Here is an 18,498-nt window from a genome sequence, read left to right on the forward strand (position 1 = left end):
CCGCCCGGACTGTGCGCCGGGGGACGGGCTGGCGGGCCTGCCCGCCAGCCGGCGTCAGTTGACGCGGATCACGCCGCCGAGCGGGCTGGACTTCAGCTCGGCCGCGGGAATGGCATCCGTGCAGAGCTGCTGGCGGAAGGAGAGATAGTCGGCCCGCGAATCCTCGTAGCTCGGGGCGACGATGGTGGCGGCCGGCGCGTCCGCACCCGGCGCGGCGGGTGCATCGCTCGGGGTGATCGTCACCTCGGTCAGCGGCAGGTCGCTCGCCGCGGCGACCGCGCGGTCGGCGACGACATAGCCGAGCGTGTAGTCATGGGCGACGCCATAGGTGATGCCGTAGGTCGCGACCGTGCCGGCCGCCTCGCGCGCCGTGGTCGGGCCGACGAAGGGCAGGACCAGATAGGGGCCGGTCGGCACGCCGTAGCTGCAGAAGGCGGCGCCGAGATCCTCGGGACGCGACACCCAGCCGATGCGGCTGGCGACGTCGAAGATGCCGCCAATGCCCGCCGTCGTGTTGATGGCGAAACGCCCGACCGAGAGGCCGAGATTGTTAAGGTCGCCCTGCACGCCGCTGGAAATGGCGGTCAGCGGCTCGCGCAGATTGGTGAAGACGTTGTCGATGCCGGTCTGCACCGCCGTCGGCACGCCGGCGCGATAGGCGCTGATCACCGGCTCGGCCACCACCGCCACGAAGGCGACGTTGAAGGCATAGGTCGCGCGGTTGAGCGGCTCCAGCGGGTCCCACGCCGCCGAGGTGGCGGCGGTCTGCGCCGAGACCGGCGCCGCCGCGAGAAGCACCGCGCCGGCGAAAGCGAGCGGCAGATAGGTCTTGCAGGCCCGGATCATACTACGCCTCCTTCAGTTCCGGGCGGCCCGTGCCGCGCGGCTGCGATGTGACAGGTGCGCCCGTCAGGGCAGCACCGCGTAACCGATGGCCATGGCGCCGGCGGCGCCGAGGGCCGTGGACAGCGAGCCGGTAGCGGCGAGGCCGAGGGCGAAGGCGCCGCCCAGCAGCGCAGCCCCGAGAATCGCCTGCTGCGTCGGCAGTTCCAACCCGGACTCCCCGGCATCGGTTCCGGCCCGCGCCGCATGTTCGTCCGCCGTCGGCAGGCGTGCCGGCTGGCCGAAGGACACCGCCGGCGTGAGCGCGGCGACGCGAATGACGGACTCGGTGGCGGCAGCCGGCGCGCCGACGCCCGGCGCGGTGGCCAGCAGCGCGGCGGTCAGCAGAATCACCAGCCTCGCCACCCGTGCCCCCTATCGGATCTGGTTGAGCAGGCTGGCGCCGTCGGTGACGACGCGCGCCCCGTCGGCGAGGCCGGACTCGACGACCATCTGGTTGCCGGCGATACGCGTGGCGCGCACCTGGCGCGGCATGAAGGTCTCGGCGCCGGTGCGCTCCCAGACGATGGAGCGCCCGTCGGCGTCGCGTATCACGCTCGAGGCCGGCACCGGAATGCCGGCGATGGTCTTGTCCTGCTGCACGATCACCGTCACCGGCTTGCCGACCGAAAGCCCCTCATGGGCGCCGACGACGCGGAAGCGCAGCGGGATCGCCTGATTGCTGAGCGTCATGCCCCCGCCGATGAAGGCGAGCGCGAAGGAACGGCCGTCGCCAGTGATGGCCGTGGCCGAACGCACGCCCTTGGCGATGGCGGGATCGTAGGCAGCCGCCTCGACCCACAGCGCGTCGGGATCGACGATCTCGAACACGATCTGGCCCTGGCTCACCGTGCCGCCGACCACGGCGGAGACCTTCGAGATCACGCCGTCGGCGGTGGAGCGCAGGCTCTCGCGGCGGTCGAGCGCGCCCTGCAGGGAGATCAGCTCGCGGCGGTAGCCGTCGATCTGGACCTTCATCGCCTCGATCTTGTTGGTGCGGTAGCGCACGAAAAGAACGTCGCCGAGCCGCTCCATCTGCTTCTCGGCGAGCGAGATCTGGTTGGAGAGCTGCTGGATGCGCGCCTCGATCTGCGCACGCTCGGAAACCGTCACCGTCGGCTGGAGATAGGCGAGAAGGTCGCCGCGCCGCACCCGCATGCCGAGATAGGGGAAGGTGCCGGCGTTGGCCTCGATGATGCCGGCCAGCGGCACGGCCACCGTGGTGCCCGTCGAGGGATCGGTGATCACATGGCCGGGAATCTCGTAGGCCATGGCGACATCGGCGCTGTGGCTGGTCGTCCAGCGCATGGAGAAAACGCGCTGGGTCGACATCGGCAGGAAGGCCGAGCCGTCCGGACGCCGGTGCGGCGTGTCGCGCAGGAGATCCAGCGCGGCGCGCGGCTGGGCCTGCGGCGGGACAGCCGCCTCAGCCACCGAAGCTTCGGGCACGGCAGCCTCGGGCGTCGACGCCACATCGTTGGCGTCGGCGTCGGCGTCCTTGATCGCGCCATCCTTCGCCGGCACGCCGCCCGAAAGCGAGGCCACGCGGTAGGAACCTTCGGCGGCGCGCGTTGCTGCCCCGGCGCTCTTGAGGAGCGGATAGGCGGGCGCCCCGTCGGCGCTGCTGAGGAGGATCGGCATGATCGGGCTCGGCGTGGCCGCCGCCGTCCGGGCGTCGGGCGTGCCGGCGGCCTCGCGCATCTGCGGCGCGCTGGCCGGCGTCGCGGCGGGGTCGTTCGACGGCGGGTTGATTCCGAAGTCGCCGCTCTCGTTCTCGATAAAATAGCGCGCGACGTACTTGGTGCCGACTTCGGTGACGATGCCGGTCGCGGCGATGGTCGCGGCAAAAACCAGCGTGGTTACAAAGTAATACAGCATAGCGATTTCGACCCGCGTCACCCGCAGGCGCACGCAACGATTACCCATGCGCCAAGCGTCGAAACGTTAGCACGTCCGTACCGCGACGCGAAGAACTTCGCGGGCGCCGAGCCCTTGATTACGTAGCGTTTCCAGAGGAAGCACCCGCGTGGCATCACATTACCTTGGCGCACCCCTCGCCCTCCCGGCCGCGCCGCGCGGCGCGATTGCGCTTGATATGAAGTCGGCGACGCATATTGTCGGACGAGCACCCTCAAGGGAACCTTCCATGACTCGCCCCCTCCGCACGCATGCCGCCGCCCTGCTCGTCGGGAGCCTGCTCGGCGCCGGGCTCGCGGCGGGCTCCGCGGCCGCGCAGGGCATCGCCAGCGACATGGATTTCCGCGGCATCCAGGCGCTGCGCGTCACCGCCAGCCCGACGACAGTCGAATCGCTGGATTGCGGCATCGAATCGGCCGCCCTCGTCCGCGAGACACAGCGCAATCTTGAAGCCGGCGGGATCAAGTCCACCGATTCGGACGCCAATCTCGGGGTGATCACCATCCTCTCGGCGCGCGATGGCGAGAGCGGTCTGTGCAATTCGACCCTGATGCTCGGCGCCTACAAGAAGGCGTCGTTCTTCGACAAGGATGTCGGCTGGATCCGCAGCGGCTATGTCGTGATGTGGCAGAGCGCCGTGCTGGTGGCCTCGCCGGCCGAATCGCACCCGGTGCAGGTACGCGACGCCCTTGTCCGGCTGGGCGACGCCCTGCTCGGCGACTGGCGCACCGCCAACCGCCCGGCCACCGCCGGCACTGTCAGCCAGTAGCCGCGCGGCATTCAGCTCCGGCCCGCCCGTCCGGGCGCGCCAAGCCTAGTTGCTGCCGTAGATCCAGCCGCCGACATAGCCGCCGACCACCGCCCCGACCGTGGAAACCGCGATCTGGCCGGCGCTGGCGGCATAGCCCGCCGTGCTGACCGCCGCGGCCCCACCGGCCGTGGCCGCCGCCGAGCCGGCAAGGCTGGCGACGACGACATTGGCGACGAGAACGCCGCCGACAGCACCCGCCGCGATGGCTGCGACGCGGTAATAGTCGATCGCGTCGGGGTCGGTAGGCGCCGGAACGCTGCTCGACAGCGAGGTGGCCGGAGCGGCCTCGACGGCAGGTACGGGAAGGGTCGCCGGCGGCGCGGGCTGCGCCGAAACCGGCGCGGCCAGTACGCTCATGGCGCCGAACGTCGCGAGCGTGAAGGCGAGGATCAATTTGCGCATCGACGTCTATCCCCCTCTGCGCCCGCCGGTCCCGCACGCAGACGCGGGGCGCTCAACCAAAGAATGCAGGCTTCGTCCGGCACGGCCTAAACGTTGCGGAAAGGAAGCGGAAACAGCGAAGCCGACTTCTTTTCCTTGCCGATCTTATCATACCAGCCGCGCGACATCATCACGTTCCGCTTGGGACGGAACTTGTTCTGCTCCATCACCTGCTTCACATATTGCCGCGACTCGTCCTCGCTCAGCACGCCGCCGGCCAGCTCGTTATAGAGCGAAGTGGCCTCGCGGAATTTCTTCTTGTCGATCTTCTTCCGCTTGCCGCCATAGCGCGACAGGATGGGAAGGATGCGGCTGTCCACCTCGCGCTCGAGGCGGAGCCCCTGCTGCTGGGCCACGTAGAGCACGATTCCGCGCGCGTCGGAGGGGTCGAGTCCGAACTGCGAGATACCCTGTTCGAGCAGACGACGCTCCTCGGCCTTGGAGAGGAACGGGCGGTCGAGCGCCGCCAGCTCCACATAGCCCATGAACCGATCGCCCGACGTATCCTGCTTAGGCATTGCTCGCCCCGATCCTGGAGAGCGCCACCGCCAGCGCCCCTCCAACCCCATTATCGTTACGCCGAGCGTCGCCGACGTGACTCAACCAGACCGACGTCACCGCCAGAACTGCAATATCGCAAAGAACGCATGCGACAGCAGCGTCAAAGATACGCCAATCACAATCGCCTTGGCGATGGCGTTGTTGATCGATACCACCGACAATTTGGGGCGCAAGCCGATGAGAATCGCCGCCCCGCTTCCGAGTACCGAACTCAACACAATCTTCGCGAACACCCAGCCGAGCTGCACGTAAAGCGCAGGCCCCGCCTCGATGAGCCGGCGGAAATAGTTCTCCTGCCAGAACTCCGGCGGCTGGTCGGGAAAGAATATCTGCCACGTTTGCAGCGCCGACCATGAGGCGGTGGCGAGCGCCGCCACGGTCAGCAGCGCCAGCGACAGCGTGTTGGCGATGAGAATCGACACCACGAGATAGCGCAGCCCCGGAATGGCGAGGTTGCGCATCGCCGGCAGCTGCGCCGACAGCGTGCGGTTGCCCAGATCCGCGCAGATCACCGCGCTGTTGCGCGCGACGACGAGAATGGAGGCGATGAGCGGCACCGAGATCGTCGTCTGCACGAAGCCGATGCCGGCCAGCGTCTCGTCGTGCAGGATCGATTTCAGATAGCCGCCGAAGGCGTGATAGTTGAACCCGAACCAGATCGACACGAAGCCGAGTATGGCGCCGCCCAGGCCGAGATAGGCCAGCATGAAGGGCGAGGCGCACAGAACCCAGAAATATTCCGCGAAATAGCGCGCGAACCAGCGCCACGGATGGCCGCGCCGCGCCAGCCCCTGCCACGCCTCGGACTGCGGCGCCGGCGCGCCCCGCTCGGCGGCCGCCAGCGCGCTCTCGCCCTCGCTGTCGAGCCCGCGCATGGCCCGCTCGATCGAGGCCATGTCCGGCGCCACCGGGCGCACGGTGCGCGCGCGGGTGTCGAGCATCAGCACGCGGTCGGCCAGCGGCAGCAGGTCGTCGACATGATGCGCGGCGATCAGCACGGGGGTGCCGCGCTGGACGCATATGTCCTTGATGATGCCGGCGAGCCGCCGCGAGGAGATGATGTCGAGACCGGAATTGGGTTCGTCGAGGATCAGGATCGGATGGCCGGCGATCAGCGTCCGGGCGATGGCGATGCGCTGCTTCTGGCCGCCGCTGCACGAGGCGATGGGCTGCTCGGGCCGGATGTCCGACAAGAGCGACATGATCGGCGTGGCGTCGTAGACCTGCGCATCCCGTGGAGCGTGGTCGGCGGCGATCTTCACGTTCTCGCCGGCGCTTAGATCGTCGAACAGCGCGTTGCCCTGAAAGACGAGGCCGCACATGTCGCTGCGGCTTTCCGAGAGGTCGATCTCGCGCTCGCCATAGCTGAGCCGGCCGGCGATCTTCCATTCGCCGTCGCGCTCGTCGATGAGGCCGCAGAGCGTGTTGATGATGCTGGTCTTGCCGCTTCCGCTCGGCCCGATGATGACCACCAGCTCATGCGCGCCGACCTCGAAATGGGTGTCGCGCACCAGATCGACGCCGTTCGGCGTGGTGATGGTCAACCCGCTGATGGAGAGGACGTGACCGCTCACGGCGTCGCTCCACCCGGCCCGGCCGCGACGGGCTGAAGCGTCACGGCGGTGTCGCTTTCCATGGTCTGCAATCTCTCCAGATCCTTCGGCGTCACCAGCAGGATGAGCGGCGTGCGCGAGGCCACCGCGAAGGCCTTGAACACGTGGGCGGCCAGCGGGTTGAGCGTGCTCTCCGAGCCGAGGCCGCCCAGATGCTGCGGCAGCGCGCTGGCGAGCGCGAACAGCGAGTTGGAGAAGGGGCGCAGCATCGCCCGCAGCCGCACGTCCCAGAACATCTGCGAGACCGTCGCCGGCACGCGCCGGTCGCGCATCAATGTGTCGACGGTGCCGATGACGAGGCGTTCGGCGAGTTGGCGCGCCTCGGGGGTTTCGAGCTGCGCCCGGCCGAAGCCGAGCAGCACCTGCTGGAGGCGCGGGTCGGCCAGTGTCTCGGTCATGGCGCGGATGGCCGGTTCGTAGTCGAGATCGTAGCCGAAGGGCACGCCGAAGGCGTTGGCCCAGTTGGCCCGCAGCATCTGCCAGATGGCGGCGGACAGCCGGCTGACGAGGATTTCGCGCACCTCGCCATTGAGCGAGCGCCGCAGCGTCGGCTCGGCATTGGCCAGCAGCCCCTGCACCGCCTTCTGCGTGCGCGGGTCGCGCCAGGCGGTGGAGATCGCGTCGGTCAGCATCGCCCGCAGCACGGGGCGGTAATCGTTGGTGAACACGTCGGATGTGATGACGCGCTCGATCGTCTGCGCCGCCATGTCCTGCACGAGGCTGATGCGGTGGCGCAGCTCCGCCTGCGAGGTGTCGGTCGCCGCCGCCCAGAGAATGCCAAGGCTGGGGTCGGCGAGAATCGCCTCGGTGGCGTTGCCATGTTCGTTGATGGTGCTGGGGAACGGATCGACGCGGATCAGCCCGCCCGCCCCCATCTCGGCGGTGCCGTGCCGCACCACGCTGTGGTCGGGCTTCATCACGAAGACCGGCACCGTGCCGGAATAGGTGATGGTCGCCGGCGGCGGCTCGCGGAAATAGAGCACGCGCGCCTCCGAGGGCGCATGCGGCAGCACCCGCCACGCGGCGCCGACGAAGCCGGCGATGATCGCCGCCGAGACGACGATGCCACCGGCATATTGCATGCGCAGGCTCAGCGTCGGCAGCCGCATCGAGGCGAGGCGCGCGAGGGACGGGCGCGCGAGGACGAAGCGCGACATCATCGGCTCCCCCCCTGCCCAACCGCAGCAATGCGGTTTGCTCGCGCCCGCCAAGCCTCTAGAATTGCCGACCGCCCCGACAGGAGACATCCTTGCGCATCCGCCGCCCACGCCCGCGCAATTTCGGCTTCGCCATGTTCGCGGTGCGCCTGTTCGGCGCGCTGTTCCTGGTGCTGTCGACCTACAATGCGAGCGGCTATTCGCTGGTCCACTGGATCGGCGAGCGCTGGTCGCAGGACTGGCTGGTGCAACTGCCGATCCTCTGCCTCTACGTCGTCGTCTATATGCTGCTGATCCGCGTCACGACGCGCCAGCTTCGCGCGCCGGGCATCGCCCTCACGGTCGCCCTGCTCGGCTCGCTCGCCTATCTGCTGGTCGACGCGGGAGTGGTCCCGCTGCGCGACATGAGCGACCTGCTGCCCATCGTGCTCTACATGTATGGCGGGCTGATCGCCATCGGCATGTGCTGGGCCTCGGCCTGGGTGATGCTGACGGGTCAGGTGAGCGTCGACAATCTGAACGCCTGAAATGGTCACGCCGTTCTCGACCTCAGAGCAAGAAGGGCCGTGGTGCCGGCATAGATGGCGAGCGCGATAGCCGCCAGAAGCAGGCCGGACACCGCCGTGCCCGGCGTGTTCATGCGGCGGCTGGCGGTGGTTTCCGTCGAACTCTGGGGCATGTTCAGGACGAGCGTGTCGGTACCTTCCCGGCCGCCGATCTTATAGGCGAGTTCCAGCTCGTTGCGGCCGGCGGCCAGCATCACGTCGCTGGCGACATAGGTCCCGGGCGCCACCTCCTCGAACGTCACCGGCACGAAGTCGATGGTCATCTCGATCCCGGCGCCGCTGGTCGGCTGCCCGTCGGTGTAGCGTTGCAGGAACAGCACCAGCTTGCCGCGGTCATAGGCGAGCACCGCCTCCTGGTTGCCGATCCGGGCCTCGGTGCGCGGCGCGACGGAGATGGTGCGCGGCGCCGGGCCGTGGCTGTGCCCCTCCTCCGCCCGGGCGCCATCGACCGGCAGCGCCATCAGGAAGAGCACGGCGGCCAGGGCGGCAATCCTGCGCATCATCGGGTAGGGCGTCCGCATGTCTCTAACCGCTCTCGTCTTCATCACTTCCACGGCCGCCGCCCGAACGCCGCGTCGACCTGGCCGTCGGCCCGGTAGAGCGCTTCCTGCCGGCGTCGCTCCGAACGCTCGTCGTCGATCAGCCATCGCCAGAAGCGCATCCGCCGGCTCTGATCGCGCACACTGCCAAGCAGAATGCGCATCACCGACATCGTCACCTGGTGCTCGCGCTCGAACTGCGCGCGCAGCCAGCGCTCCCGCTCCAGTGCCGCCTCGGCCTCGCAGCACGGGCGCTCCGGCGCCGGCGGATCGGGCCGAATCGGCTCGTCTCCGATGCCGGGCGCCGGCGCGGCGGCAGCGCGGGCGGAAGAATCCGCCGATTCCGGGGCCGAATCGCTCATCGGAGCCAACCTCGAAGGGCCTCCGCCGGCGCTTGAGGGCATCGGCGTCCGCCATTGGCGTCATCATGCGCTGTTCCGCGGCGGGAGCAAGCGCATGCGCGCGCCTCCCCCTTTACGCGACTCCGGGCTGTTCCTATTGTCGGGGCTACCTGGAGGAGGCCCATGCTCTACCTCGTTCCCGTCGCCGTCATCGTGCTCGGTCTCGCCGCAGACCTTCTGGTCGAGATTTCGGCCGAGCTGTCGAGCGAAGTGCTGATGGAAGCCGACGCCGGCGTCACCTCGCACGGCGCGCGCATCATTGGCGGCAATATCGTCGACATGCGGCCGGAAACCTCGCTTCCCGGCACGCTGAAGTAATCCGCCATCATGGCGTCGACGGCGGCGTGTCCGGCGCCGCGTCCGGCACAGGGGCCGGCGGCAGACCGACATCGGCGGACGGTGTGGCCAGCGGCGGGGCATCCGGCGACGTGAGGGACGCTTCCGGCGGCGGAGCCGGCGCCAGCGTGGCCGGTGCGTCGCCCTGAAGCTGCGGCGCCAGTTCGCCCGCCCCTGCGGCCGGCATCTCCTTCACCACCCGCTCGCGCAGACGGTCGACGGTGATCCGCGTCATCTCGGTAATGGCCGTCTCGCTGCGCAGATAGCTGCGCGCCGCCTCCAGCCACGGCGCCATCGCCACCGCCGACGGCGCGTCGAGATCGCGCAGAGCGCTCATCGCCCCCGCGACGTCGCCAGCGGCCAGCAATGCGCTGGCGCGGGTGACGCCCAGATTGGACATCTCGACCTTGTGCGGCTCGGTGGCGAGCCCGACATAGCGGTTCACCAGCGACATGCCGTACTGGTAGTAGCCGGCGGGATCGCCGATGCGCAGGCCCGCCGCCGCGACATAGGACGGGAACACCCGGTACAGTTCGGCCGCGTTGGGTACGCCGGTGCGGGCGGGAGCCATCAGCTCTGTAAGGTAGCCGGAAAACAGGTCGTTATTGCCGGCAATGGCGTAGACATTGACCAGCTCGGCCTCGAAGGGGCGGCCAGAATAGAAGGTCGCGCGCAACTGCGCGAGGGCGACGGCGAAGACCGGCGAGGCGATGGGGGCGCCGGGATCGGTCCGGCTGGCCTCGCCCGTGGCCGCGAGCTTGATCGCGTCAATCGCGCTCGCCTGCTCGTCGATGCGCGTCGTGGTGGCGTCCTGCGCGTCGATGATCTGGGCGAGTTCGTTGTTGAGCTTGCCGAACCGGGTCTCGTTGTCACGCAGCCCGGTCTCGATATGGGCGACGCGCTCGACCAGCGGCCCGACGCGCACATCGCCCCCCGGCACCAGTTGCATCAGCGCCCATGCGACAATGGCGGCCGCCGCTGCGCCGGCGGCGGCGCCTCCGGCGATACCCGCCCAGGCGGGCGGCGGCGTTCGCGAGGAGGTCGCGGCAGCGGACCCGACGGTGGCGCTGGCCGCAGCCGGAACGGGCTCCACCGGAGAGTGCGGTGCGGTGCGCGGCCCGGCGGCCGCTTCCGGCGCCCGGCTTTCCTCGGCGGCGATCTCCGAGGCAGCAATCTCAAAGTCGGCAATCTCCGGGGCGGCGCCCGCCGGCGTCGCGTCGGCCGGTTCCCCTTCCCCATCGGCGGGATCGGAGGCCGAAGCGCGCGCCTCGCCCTGCCGCAGCCAGTCCTCGATCGAGGCCGCCGTCGCGGCGGCGGGAGCGGCGGCGGGGCCGGCAGTGTCGGCCATGTCGCTGCCGGCCTCGGCCGTATCGCGGGGCACCAGCGTCGGCTTCGCCCCTATGGTGACGCGCTTGGCCGTCATGCTCCCTGCTCCATGATCTCGGCGGTCAGTGCCGCAATTTCCCTTGCGGCCGCGCCGCGCTTGTCCAGTTCGCGCACCAGCCGCCCGGTGGCCACGCTCTCGACGAAAGCAATTCGCTGACCAATAACGGCCTCGAGGGCTGGGATGCCGTCCTCGAAGGCGCTGCGCACGTCGCGCCCGACCACCGTGCCGGTGATGCAGCGATTGACCACGAAGGCCGCCTTCAGCGCCGGCTTGAACAGCTTCGCCTCGTTGATGAGCTGCACGATCTCCATGCTCGCCCACAGGTCGTAGGAGGAGGGCTGAACCGGGATCAGCACGAAGTCGGAGGCCAGGATGGTGGAGCGCGCCAGCGCGGTCACGCGCGGCGGGCCGTCGATGATGACATGGTCGTTGGCGCGGGCGATGTCGGGCACTTCCTGGTGCAGTACCTCGCGGGCGAGGCCGACGACGCCGAACAGGCGCGGCAGGCCGTTCTGCGAGCGGGTCTGCGCCCAGTCGAGCGCCGAGCCCTGCGGATCGGCATCGATGACGGTGACGCGGCCGCCATTGGCGGCAAGCTCGCCGGCGATATGGGTGGCGAGCGTGGTCTTTCCGACGCCGCCCTTCTGGTTCAGCAGCCCGATGATCATGCCCCGCCCCCACCGTCGCGCCCATGCCCTGCGACAGGTCCGGCCTTAGCCGTCGCATCCGTCCGCATCAATAGGCTCCCTTGAGGTGAGCGTCCGGGGTTTCGACGAGCTTGTCGAGCACGCGCGGCGCGAATCGCTGGAACAGCAGCGGCGTCAGCACCGTGTCGAGCAGCGTCGCGCTCATCAGGCCGCCGAAGATCACCACCGCGACCGGGTGCAGGATCTCCTTGCCCGGCTCGTGCGCGCCGAGCAGCAGCGGCACCAGCGCCACCACGGCGGAAGCGGCGGTCATCAGCACCGGCACGAGGCGCTCATTGGCGCCGCGGACGATCAGCTTCTCGCCGAAGACCTCGCCCTCATGGCTCATCAGGTGGATGTAGTGGTTGATCTTGAGGATGCCGTTGCGCGTCGAGATGCCGGCCAGCGTCACGAAGCCGACGATGGCGGCGATGGAAAGCTCGACGCCGCTGATCTTGAGCGCGATCACGCTGCCGATCAGCGCCAGCGGCACGTTGGCCATGATGATGCCGGCCAGCAGCGCCGACTTGAAGCGCGCATAGAGGATCGAGAACACCAGCAGGAAGGAGATGGTCGACAGGCCCGCAAGGCGCAGCGTGGAGCGCGCCTGCTCGGCGAACACGCCCTCGAAGACGATGAAATAGCCCGGCGGCAGCTTGAGGTTCTGCATCATGTCGCCGATCTCGCCGGCGACGAGATTGTCGGCGGTGCCGTCGCCATTGGCGGTGACGAGGATGCGGCGCTGGTTGTTCTCGCGCAGGATCTCGTTCGGACCGGAGGTCTCGGAGACCCGGGCGATGGTGGACAGCGGCACCTGACCGGCCGGGGTGTCGATCAGCATGGCGCCGAGCTGCGCGGTCGAGCGGTCCGCCTCGCTGAGCCGCACCACGAGGTCGAAGTGCTTCAGGCCGTCGATGACCTCGGTGATTTCCTCGCCATTGGTGAGCTGGGCGATGCGCTGGGTCAGCTCGCCGGGCTGCACGCCATAGAGCAGCGCACGGTCGGGGTCGAAATGCACCTGGATCTGCGGCACCGGCACCTGCCGCTCGATGTTCACGTCGGCGAGGCCGGGAATGGTCTTCAGCCAGGCCTCGACATCGCGGCCGATGGTGCGCAGCGTGTCGAGGTCCGGACCGAATATCTTCATCACCACCTGCGCCGAGACGCCGGTGAGGATGTGGTCGATCCGCAGTGCGATCGGCTGGCTGATGCTGAACGATCCGGGCAGGCCGCCGAGCCGCTCGCGCACATCGGCCATGATGGCGGGCAGCGCGCGCATGTCGCGCCGCAGTTCCAGCTCCAGCTCCGTGACGTTCACGCCGAGCGCATGCTCGTCGGCCTCCGAGCGGCCGGTGCGGCGCCCGACCTTCACCGCTTCCGGAACGGCCTGAAGCAGCTTCTCGGCCGTCGCGGCGATGCGGCTCGATTCGTCGAGCGAAATGCCCGGCTCCAGCATCATGGTGATGACCAGGGCGCCCTCGTTGAAGCGCGGCAGGAAGGAGCGCGGCAGGGTCGGCACCACGGCGGCGGCCACCACCACGGCAGCGAGGATGCAGGAGAGAATCGGAACCGGATGGCCGAGCACCCAGTGCAGCAGCCGGGCGTTGCCGCGCTTGAGCACGCGCACCAGGACATTGTCCTGGTGGTCGATGCCCCGCGTGTTCGGCAGCAGGAAGGAGCACAGCACCGGCGTCAGCGTGATCGACACCACGAGGCTGGCGAGGATCGAGACGATGTAGGCGATGCCGAGCGGCACGAAAAGCCGCCCCTCGATGCCCGGCAGCGCGAACAGCGGCACGAAGACCAGCACGATGATGGCGGTCGAGTAGACGATCGAGGAGCGCACTTCCTGCGAGGCGGCGGCGATGACCTCGATGGACGGCAACGGCACCGCCTTCTGGGCGTTCTCGCGCAGGCGCCGGAAGATGTTCTCCACATCCACCACGGCATCGTCGACCAGTTCGCCGATGGCGATGGCGAGGCCGCCCAGCGTCATCGTGTTGATGGTGAGGCCGAGCCAGCGCAGCACGATGAAGGTGGTGAGCACCGAGACCGGAATCGCCACCAGCGAGATGGTGGTGGTGCGGACGTTGAACAGGAACAGGAACAGGATGATCGCCACCGCGACGATGGCCTCGGTCAGCACCTGTTCAAGATTGCCCACCGCCGCGTGGATGAAGTCGGACTGGCGGAACAGATACTCGTTCACCACCGTGCCCGGCGGCATGGAACGCTGGAGATCGGCGAGAACCTGCTCGATCTCGTGCGTCAGCTTCACCGTGTCGGCCTGCGGCTGCTTCTGCACCGAGATGACGACCGCCTCGCTGCCCTCGAGCCCCGCCGAGCCGCGCCGCTGCTTGGGCTGGAAGGAGACTTCGGCGAACTGGCGCAGCAGCACCGGCTGCCCGAGGCGATGGTCGACCACGATGTTGCGCAGGTCTTCCAGACTCTGCGTGCGCGAGACGTTGCGGATCAGGAATTCCTGATCGCCCTGGTTCACCACGCCGCCGCCGGTGTTGGAGCCGAACGCCTCCAGCGCCCGCCGCAGTTGGTCGATGGACACCTGAAGCTGGCTCATGCGCAGCATGTCCAGCGTGACCCGGTATTCCTTAACCAGACCGCCGATCGGCACGATGCGGCTGACGCCGGGCACCGATTTGAGACGCTGGCCGACGGTCCAGTCGGCAAGCTCGCGCAGGTCCATCGGCGAGAGCGTGCTGCTGGAGACCGCCACCAGCATGATCTCGCCCATATAGGAGGAGATCGGCGCCATGATCGGCCGCACGCCCGCCGGCAGCTCAAGCTGCACCGGCGCCAGCCGCTCGGCCACGATCTGCCGGTCGGTATAGATGTTGCCGTCCCATCCGAACTCGACGAAGACGATGGACAGGCCGGTCGTCGAGGAGGAGCGCACGCGGGTGACGCCGCTGGCACCCGCCATCGCCGCCTCGATGCGGGCGGAAACCTGAACCTCGATTTCCTCCGGCGCCAGACCCGGCGCCTCGGTGACGATCGTCACCAGCCCTTTGTTGAGGTCCGGCAGCACGTCGATAGGCAGGTTGGTCAGCGAGACGCCGCCATAGACCATGCCGCCGGCGAACAGCACGATCACCAGAAGCCGGGCCCGAAGGCTGATATTGACCAGAAACGCGAACATCCGCCCCGACTTGCCCTCGCTCAGTTCGCCGCGCCGCCGACCGGCGCGCCGGGAGCGTGGCTGACAGCGCCGTGGCCGGAATGGTCATGGCCGGAATGGTCATGCCCATGCCCCTCGCCATGATGGCCGGGAATGGCCAGCGGCTCGTCCGACAGGCGCGAGATCGCGATGGCGGACAGCAGCGCCACGAGCACCAGCGAGCAGACGATGGCCGCGCCGGTGGAGATGTCGAGCACCGCCGACAGCACAAGGCCGATCAGGTAGCCCGCCGTGCCGATGTTGAAGGCCACCATGAGCCGCCACCGGCGCGGCGCGTGCAGCGTCGCCAGCGCGGGCACGATCAGCGACGCGAAGACCAGCAGCACGCCGACGATCTGCACCGACGCCGTGATCATCACCGCGAAGATGCCGTAGAACAGGATGCGCTCGCGCACGAGGTCGCGCACGGCCCAGAGCACCAGCGCCACGGCCGAGAGAAGGCCCAGCACGATGAGCTGGAGCTGCGAGACCCACAGGATCTGCCCGACCAGCAGTTGCTTGAGATATTCCGAGCCGTTCGGGCTGTAGGAAAGCAGCACGATCTGCAGCGCAGCGGCGACGATGTAGAGCACGCCGATGATCGCTTCCTGGATCGCCGGGAAGCGCTTGTCGGTCCAGGTGAGCAGCAGCGAGCAGCCGACCGCCGCCCCGACCGCGCTGAGCTGCACGGCCCAGCCGGTGGTGGCGCCCAGCACGAGATTGCCGAACACGACGCCGAGCGCGGCGACCTGCGCCAGCGCGATGTCGATGAAGATGATGCCGCGATTGAGAACGATCGTGCCAAGCGGCACGTGCGTGGCGAGAATGAGAAGCCCCGCAACGAGGGCGGGGCCGAGAATGTCGAGATTAAGTGCGCTCACGGCCAGCCAATCCGTCCAGAAGGCGATCGACCGAATCCTTGTAGAGCCCGAAAAGGTCGTTCGCCTCGGGCGTGCCGCCGACCGTGAAGGGCAGCTTCACCAGCGGAATCTTGGCCTTCTCGCTCACGAAGCGCGAGGGCGCGGGATCCTCGTAGGGAGCGAAGACGATGAAGCGGATCTTCTGCTTCGGCACGTCACCGATGATCTCGGCGAGGTGGGCCGGACCCGGCGCGACGCCCGGCTCGGGCTCGACGGTCGCGGCGGTGCGCACGTCCAGCCATTTGAGCAGATAGACCGAATGGCCATGCTGGACGGCGATGTTGATGCCCTTCAGCGGCGCGGCCTTGGTCTTCAGTTCCTTGGTCAGCGCGGTGAGCTGGTTGATGAAGGTCTTGGTGTTCGCCGTGTAGACGTCCTTGCCTTCGGGATCGAGGGCGATCAGGCGCTTGGCGAGCTGGCCGGCGACGAGGCGCACATTGTTCGGGTCGCCCTGGATATGCGGGTTGCCGGTCTCGTGCATGTGGCCGCCGCCACCCTTCTTCTCGCCATGGCCGTGGTCGTGCTCATCTTCCTCGTCCTCGATGAGCTTCACATACTCGCTGGCCATGAAATAGCCCGGCTTGCCCTTGGCGATCTTGGGGTTGTTCGCGCGCTCGAGCAGCGACGGCAGCCAGCTGTCCTCCAGACCGGCGCCGGTGCACACGATCAGGTCCGCCTTGCCCAGCGTGGCGATGAGGCCCGGTGTCGGCTTCATGCTCTCGGGATTGTCGAGCGCGGAGGTGGCGAGCGTGACGTTGGCGACCCGATCGCCGCCGATCGCCTTCGTCAGCGACGCCCATTCGGGCACGCAGGCGAAGATCTCGAGCGGCGCGGCCTTCGCCGCGGTGCCGGCCACCGAGAGCAGCAGGGCTGCGCCCGCGAGAGCTTTAGCGATCGTCTTCATGTCACGTCCCCCAATTGATCGTCTGATCGGCGGTTCTACGCCTCATTCCGATCCGAACACCGCCCGCGCAGTGGTGCCGAATGCGGAATTGTACCGAGATACCTCGGTCGATGACCGGCTGCCTCGATCGACTGGCAGTCTAATTGGAATGCGGGATCGGCCAAACAGCAAATCGAAGGAACCTTGCGGTAAGTCAAAGAAACCTTACTCCTTTTCCGCTGCGGGCACGGGGCGGTCGGATTTCCGGCGCCGGTGCGACCTCGAAGGCGAGGGATCGGCCCGCATTGCCACGCGCATGCCGCGCATGGGGTGCCCCCTCGACCGGAGGACGCACCGAACACGCCCGGCGACGCCTCCGCCACCGCCCGCCGGTCGCGTCTCCCGCCGATGATTCTCCACCGCCCTCGCGACCGAGCCCGCGGCAACCGCGGGCCAGCCCTGCTCCTTGGTTGCACGCGCCGGGTGCCGGTGCTGCAATGGCCCTCGCGGACGGTCGCGGAGGGGGCGGACATGTGCGGGACTGGCAGACGAGCGTGGCTTGCCGGCGTCATCGCCGGAACGATGCTGACACTGGCTCCTGCAAGTGCGGGCGAACTTTACGACGAAGTCGAGATGTGGATATCGGCCGGCGAAGAGAATTTCACCGTTGGAATATCGTTCTATCTCCGCAAGGGAAAGATGTACCTCACTTTTGACGATGCGGTCCTTGTCAACGAGAAGAAAAATCCCGCCACCTTCAAAGACCAGGAGGAAGGCGACGAATGCAAGGATTTCAAGTTGCCACGCGCGAAGACCATCTTCGGCTCGCTCCCATCCTCGACAGGCTGGCAGTGCTTCAATGTGACCCAGATGGAGCCGGGAGAATGGCGCATCGAGGCCACCATGGAGCAAACCTATCGCGACAAGCGGCAGTTCTCGAAGGACGTGAAATTCGACGTCATCTATGCCGACCACAAATGCCGCATCGAGAATTTCTCCGGCTCGACCACGCGTGACGGCAAGCTCGAATTCTGGCGCGGCAAGACAGGGGAGCTGAAATGCCTGGCGGGGGGAGTCATGGCCGACTGGGCCATCGAGGACCTCGACAAGCAATACAACGTCCGGCGCTGAGGCCGCGCCACCGTTGCGCGAGATCAACGCCGCCGGCGGCGGGCGGTCATCTATGTCGTGCGGCCGTCGCCGGCGGCCGCGACACTCGGGCGTTGCCGGCCGACTTGGCCGCGCGCAGACAGGGATGAGGACAGATGAGCACCGTGGCCAGGGCCGAGCACGACCACGGCAAGTATGAGCGGCTGATCGCCCGCGCCGGCGAGGTCGGGGCGCTGCCCACCGCCGTCGCCCATCCCTGCGACGCCTCCTCCCTGCGCGGCGCGCTGGATGCCGCAGACGCTCACCTCATCGTGCCGATACTGGTCGGGCCGGAAGCCCGCATCCGCGCGGTCGCCGAGGCCGAGGGGCTGGACCTGACGGGAATCGAGATCGTCGACGCGCCGCACAGCGTCGCCTCCGCCGCCAAGGCGGTCGAGCTGGTGCGCGCCGGTCGCGCCGCCTTCCTGATGAAGGGCAGCCTGCACAGCGATGAACTGCTCGGCGCCGTCACCGCGCGCGAGACCGGGCTGCGCACCGGGCGGCGCATCAGCCACGTCTTCATCATGGACGTGCCGTCCTATGGCGAGCCGCTCTTCGTCACCGACGCGGCGGTGAACATCTTCCCCGACCTCGACGCCAAGCGCGACATCGTCCAGAACGCCATCGACCTGCATGTCGGGCTCGGGCTCGGCCGGCCGCGCGTCGCCATCCTCTCGGCGGTGGAAACCGTCACTACCTCGATCCCGAGCACCATCGAGGCGGCCGCGCTGTGCAAGATGGCCGATCGCGGCCAGATCACCGGGGGCGACCTCGACGGGCCGCTGGCGCTCGACAACGCCATCTCGCCGGAGGCGGCGCGCATCAAGGGCATCGTCTCCCCGGTCGCCGGGCGGGCGCAGATCCTCGTGGCGCCCGATCTCGAAGCCGGCAACATGCTGGCGAAGAACCTCACCTTCATGGCCGGCGCCGACGCCGCCGGCATCGTGGTCGGCGCCCGCGTCCCGGTCATCCTGACCAGCCGCGCCGACGCGCTGCGCACCCGCCTCGCCTCCTGCGCGGTGGCGGTGCTCTACGCCCATGCCCGCCTGCAGCAGCCGGGCCTGGGAGGCTGAG

At 68.5% G+C, this 18,498-nt stretch carries 19 protein-coding genes; 5 read left to right on the plus strand and 14 right to left on the minus strand.

The window, feature by feature from the left end:
• Window positions 1-54: 54 nt before the first annotated feature.
• The 3 genes from GBB76_RS05850 to GBB76_RS05860 all read right to left on the minus strand — a co-directional run bounded on the left by GBB76_RS05850 (window position 55) and on the right by GBB76_RS05860 (window position 2,808).
• The gene (locus GBB76_RS05850) at window positions 55-846 is read right to left on the minus strand and encodes a VacJ family lipoprotein (protein WP_152302430.1); all 792 of its coding nucleotides are present in this window, start codon (window positions 844-846) and stop codon (window positions 55-57) included.
• A 63-nt stretch (window positions 847-909) separates the two neighbouring features.
• Window positions 910-1,236 (minus strand): hypothetical protein, encoded by a 327-nt coding sequence (locus tag GBB76_RS05855; protein WP_152302431.1) that lies wholly within the window; start codon window positions 1,234-1,236, stop codon window positions 910-912.
• A gap of 21 nt (window positions 1,237-1,257) precedes the next feature.
• Window positions 1,258-2,808 carry an efflux RND transporter periplasmic adaptor subunit gene (locus tag GBB76_RS05860; protein WP_152302432.1) on the minus strand — a complete coding sequence of 517 codons (1,551 nt, stop codon included), beginning with the start codon at window positions 2,806-2,808 and terminating at the stop codon, window positions 1,258-1,260.
• A 220-nt stretch (window positions 2,809-3,028) separates the two neighbouring features.
• Here GBB76_RS05860 and GBB76_RS05865 point away from each other — a divergent pair, with 220 nt between their 5' ends.
• A complete protein-coding gene (locus GBB76_RS05865) occupies window positions 3,029-3,568 on the plus strand; it encodes a hypothetical protein (protein WP_152302433.1) in 540 nt (179 codons plus the stop codon).
• Window positions 3,569-3,613: 45 nt separating this feature from the next.
• Here the strand turns inward: GBB76_RS05865 and GBB76_RS05870 are convergent, their stop codons facing one another.
• The 4 genes from GBB76_RS05870 to GBB76_RS05885 all read right to left on the minus strand — a co-directional run bounded on the left by GBB76_RS05870 (window position 3,614) and on the right by GBB76_RS05885 (window position 7,382).
• Window positions 3,614-4,012 carry a hypothetical protein gene (locus tag GBB76_RS05870; protein WP_152302434.1) on the minus strand — a complete coding sequence of 133 codons (399 nt, stop codon included), beginning with the start codon at window positions 4,010-4,012 and terminating at the stop codon, window positions 3,614-3,616.
• A gap of 86 nt (window positions 4,013-4,098) precedes the next feature.
• Complete coding sequence (locus tag GBB76_RS05875) at window positions 4,099-4,569, minus strand: hypothetical protein (RefSeq protein WP_152302435.1); 471 nt, start codon at window positions 4,567-4,569, stop codon at window positions 4,099-4,101.
• 96 nt (window positions 4,570-4,665) lie between these two features.
• Window positions 4,666-6,186 carry an ABC transporter ATP-binding protein gene (locus GBB76_RS05880; protein WP_152302436.1) on the minus strand — a complete coding sequence of 507 codons (1,521 nt, stop codon included), beginning with the start codon at window positions 6,184-6,186 and terminating at the stop codon, window positions 4,666-4,668.
• Complete coding sequence (locus GBB76_RS05885) at window positions 6,183-7,382, minus strand: hypothetical protein (RefSeq protein ID WP_152302437.1); 1,200 nt, start codon at window positions 7,380-7,382, stop codon at window positions 6,183-6,185. Before GBB76_RS05885 ends, GBB76_RS05880 begins: the two co-directional genes overlap by 4 nt.
• Window positions 7,383-7,474: 92 nt before the next feature.
• On the opposite strand from GBB76_RS05885, the gene GBB76_RS05890 reads away from it, so the two are divergent.
• Window positions 7,475-7,909, plus strand: a complete 435-nt coding sequence (locus tag GBB76_RS05890) for a DUF6524 family protein (RefSeq protein WP_152302438.1) — start codon at window positions 7,475-7,477, stop codon at window positions 7,907-7,909.
• A 5-nt stretch (window positions 7,910-7,914) separates the two neighbouring features.
• Here the strand turns inward: GBB76_RS05890 and GBB76_RS05895 are convergent, their stop codons facing one another.
• Window positions 7,915-8,469, minus strand: a complete 555-nt coding sequence (locus GBB76_RS05895) for a hypothetical protein (protein WP_152302439.1) — start codon at window positions 8,467-8,469, stop codon at window positions 7,915-7,917.
• Between the two features lie 23 nt (window positions 8,470-8,492).
• Window positions 8,493-8,849: a hypothetical protein gene (locus tag GBB76_RS05900; RefSeq protein ID WP_152302440.1), complete on the minus strand. Its 357-nt coding sequence runs from the start codon at window positions 8,847-8,849 to the stop codon at window positions 8,493-8,495.
• A gap of 162 nt (window positions 8,850-9,011) precedes the next feature.
• Between GBB76_RS05900 and GBB76_RS05905 the strand changes: the two genes are divergently transcribed.
• Window positions 9,012-9,206, plus strand: coding sequence for a hypothetical protein (locus tag GBB76_RS05905; RefSeq protein ID WP_152302441.1), 195 nt, complete (start codon window positions 9,012-9,014; stop codon window positions 9,204-9,206).
• Between the two features lie 7 nt (window positions 9,207-9,213).
• Here the strand turns inward: GBB76_RS05905 and GBB76_RS18625 are convergent, their stop codons facing one another.
• The 5 genes from GBB76_RS18625 to GBB76_RS05930 form a co-directional block, all read right to left on the minus strand.
• Window positions 9,214-10,647 carry a hypothetical protein gene (locus tag GBB76_RS18625; protein ID WP_162375492.1) on the minus strand — a complete coding sequence of 478 codons (1,434 nt, stop codon included), beginning with the start codon at window positions 10,645-10,647 and terminating at the stop codon, window positions 9,214-9,216.
• Complete coding sequence (gene parA / locus GBB76_RS05915; protein WP_152302442.1) at window positions 10,644-11,279, minus strand: ParA family partition ATPase; 636 nt, start codon at window positions 11,277-11,279, stop codon at window positions 10,644-10,646. Before parA ends, GBB76_RS18625 begins: the two co-directional genes overlap by 4 nt.
• Window positions 11,280-11,346: 67 nt before the next feature.
• A complete protein-coding gene (locus GBB76_RS05920) occupies window positions 11,347-14,454 on the minus strand; it encodes an efflux RND transporter permease subunit (protein WP_152302443.1) in 3,108 nt (1,035 codons plus the stop codon).
• Window positions 14,455-14,474: 20 nt separating this feature from the next.
• Window positions 14,475-15,353, minus strand: a complete 879-nt coding sequence (locus GBB76_RS05925) for a metal ABC transporter permease (protein ID WP_152302444.1) — start codon at window positions 15,351-15,353, stop codon at window positions 14,475-14,477.
• Window positions 15,340-16,296, minus strand: a complete 957-nt coding sequence (locus GBB76_RS05930) for a metal ABC transporter substrate-binding protein (protein WP_152302445.1) — start codon at window positions 16,294-16,296, stop codon at window positions 15,340-15,342. Before GBB76_RS05930 ends, GBB76_RS05925 begins: the two co-directional genes overlap by 14 nt.
• Before the next feature lie 510 nt (window positions 16,297-16,806).
• Here GBB76_RS05930 and GBB76_RS05935 point away from each other — a divergent pair.
• Both GBB76_RS05935 and GBB76_RS05940 read left to right on the plus strand, forming a co-directional pair.
• The gene (locus GBB76_RS05935; RefSeq protein ID WP_152302446.1) at window positions 16,807-17,406 is read left to right on the plus strand and encodes a hypothetical protein; all 600 of its coding nucleotides are present in this window, start codon (window positions 16,807-16,809) and stop codon (window positions 17,404-17,406) included.
• Between the two features lie 134 nt (window positions 17,407-17,540).
• Entirely contained in the window at window positions 17,541-18,497 is a 957-nt protein-coding gene (locus GBB76_RS05940; protein WP_152302447.1) for a phosphate acetyltransferase, read from the plus strand.
• Window position 18,498: the final 1 nt, after the last annotated feature.

The organism is Ancylobacter sp. TS-1 (genome assembly GCF_009223885.1).
In the GTDB taxonomy this organism is placed as follows: Bacteria; Pseudomonadota; Alphaproteobacteria; order Rhizobiales; family Xanthobacteraceae; genus Ancylobacter.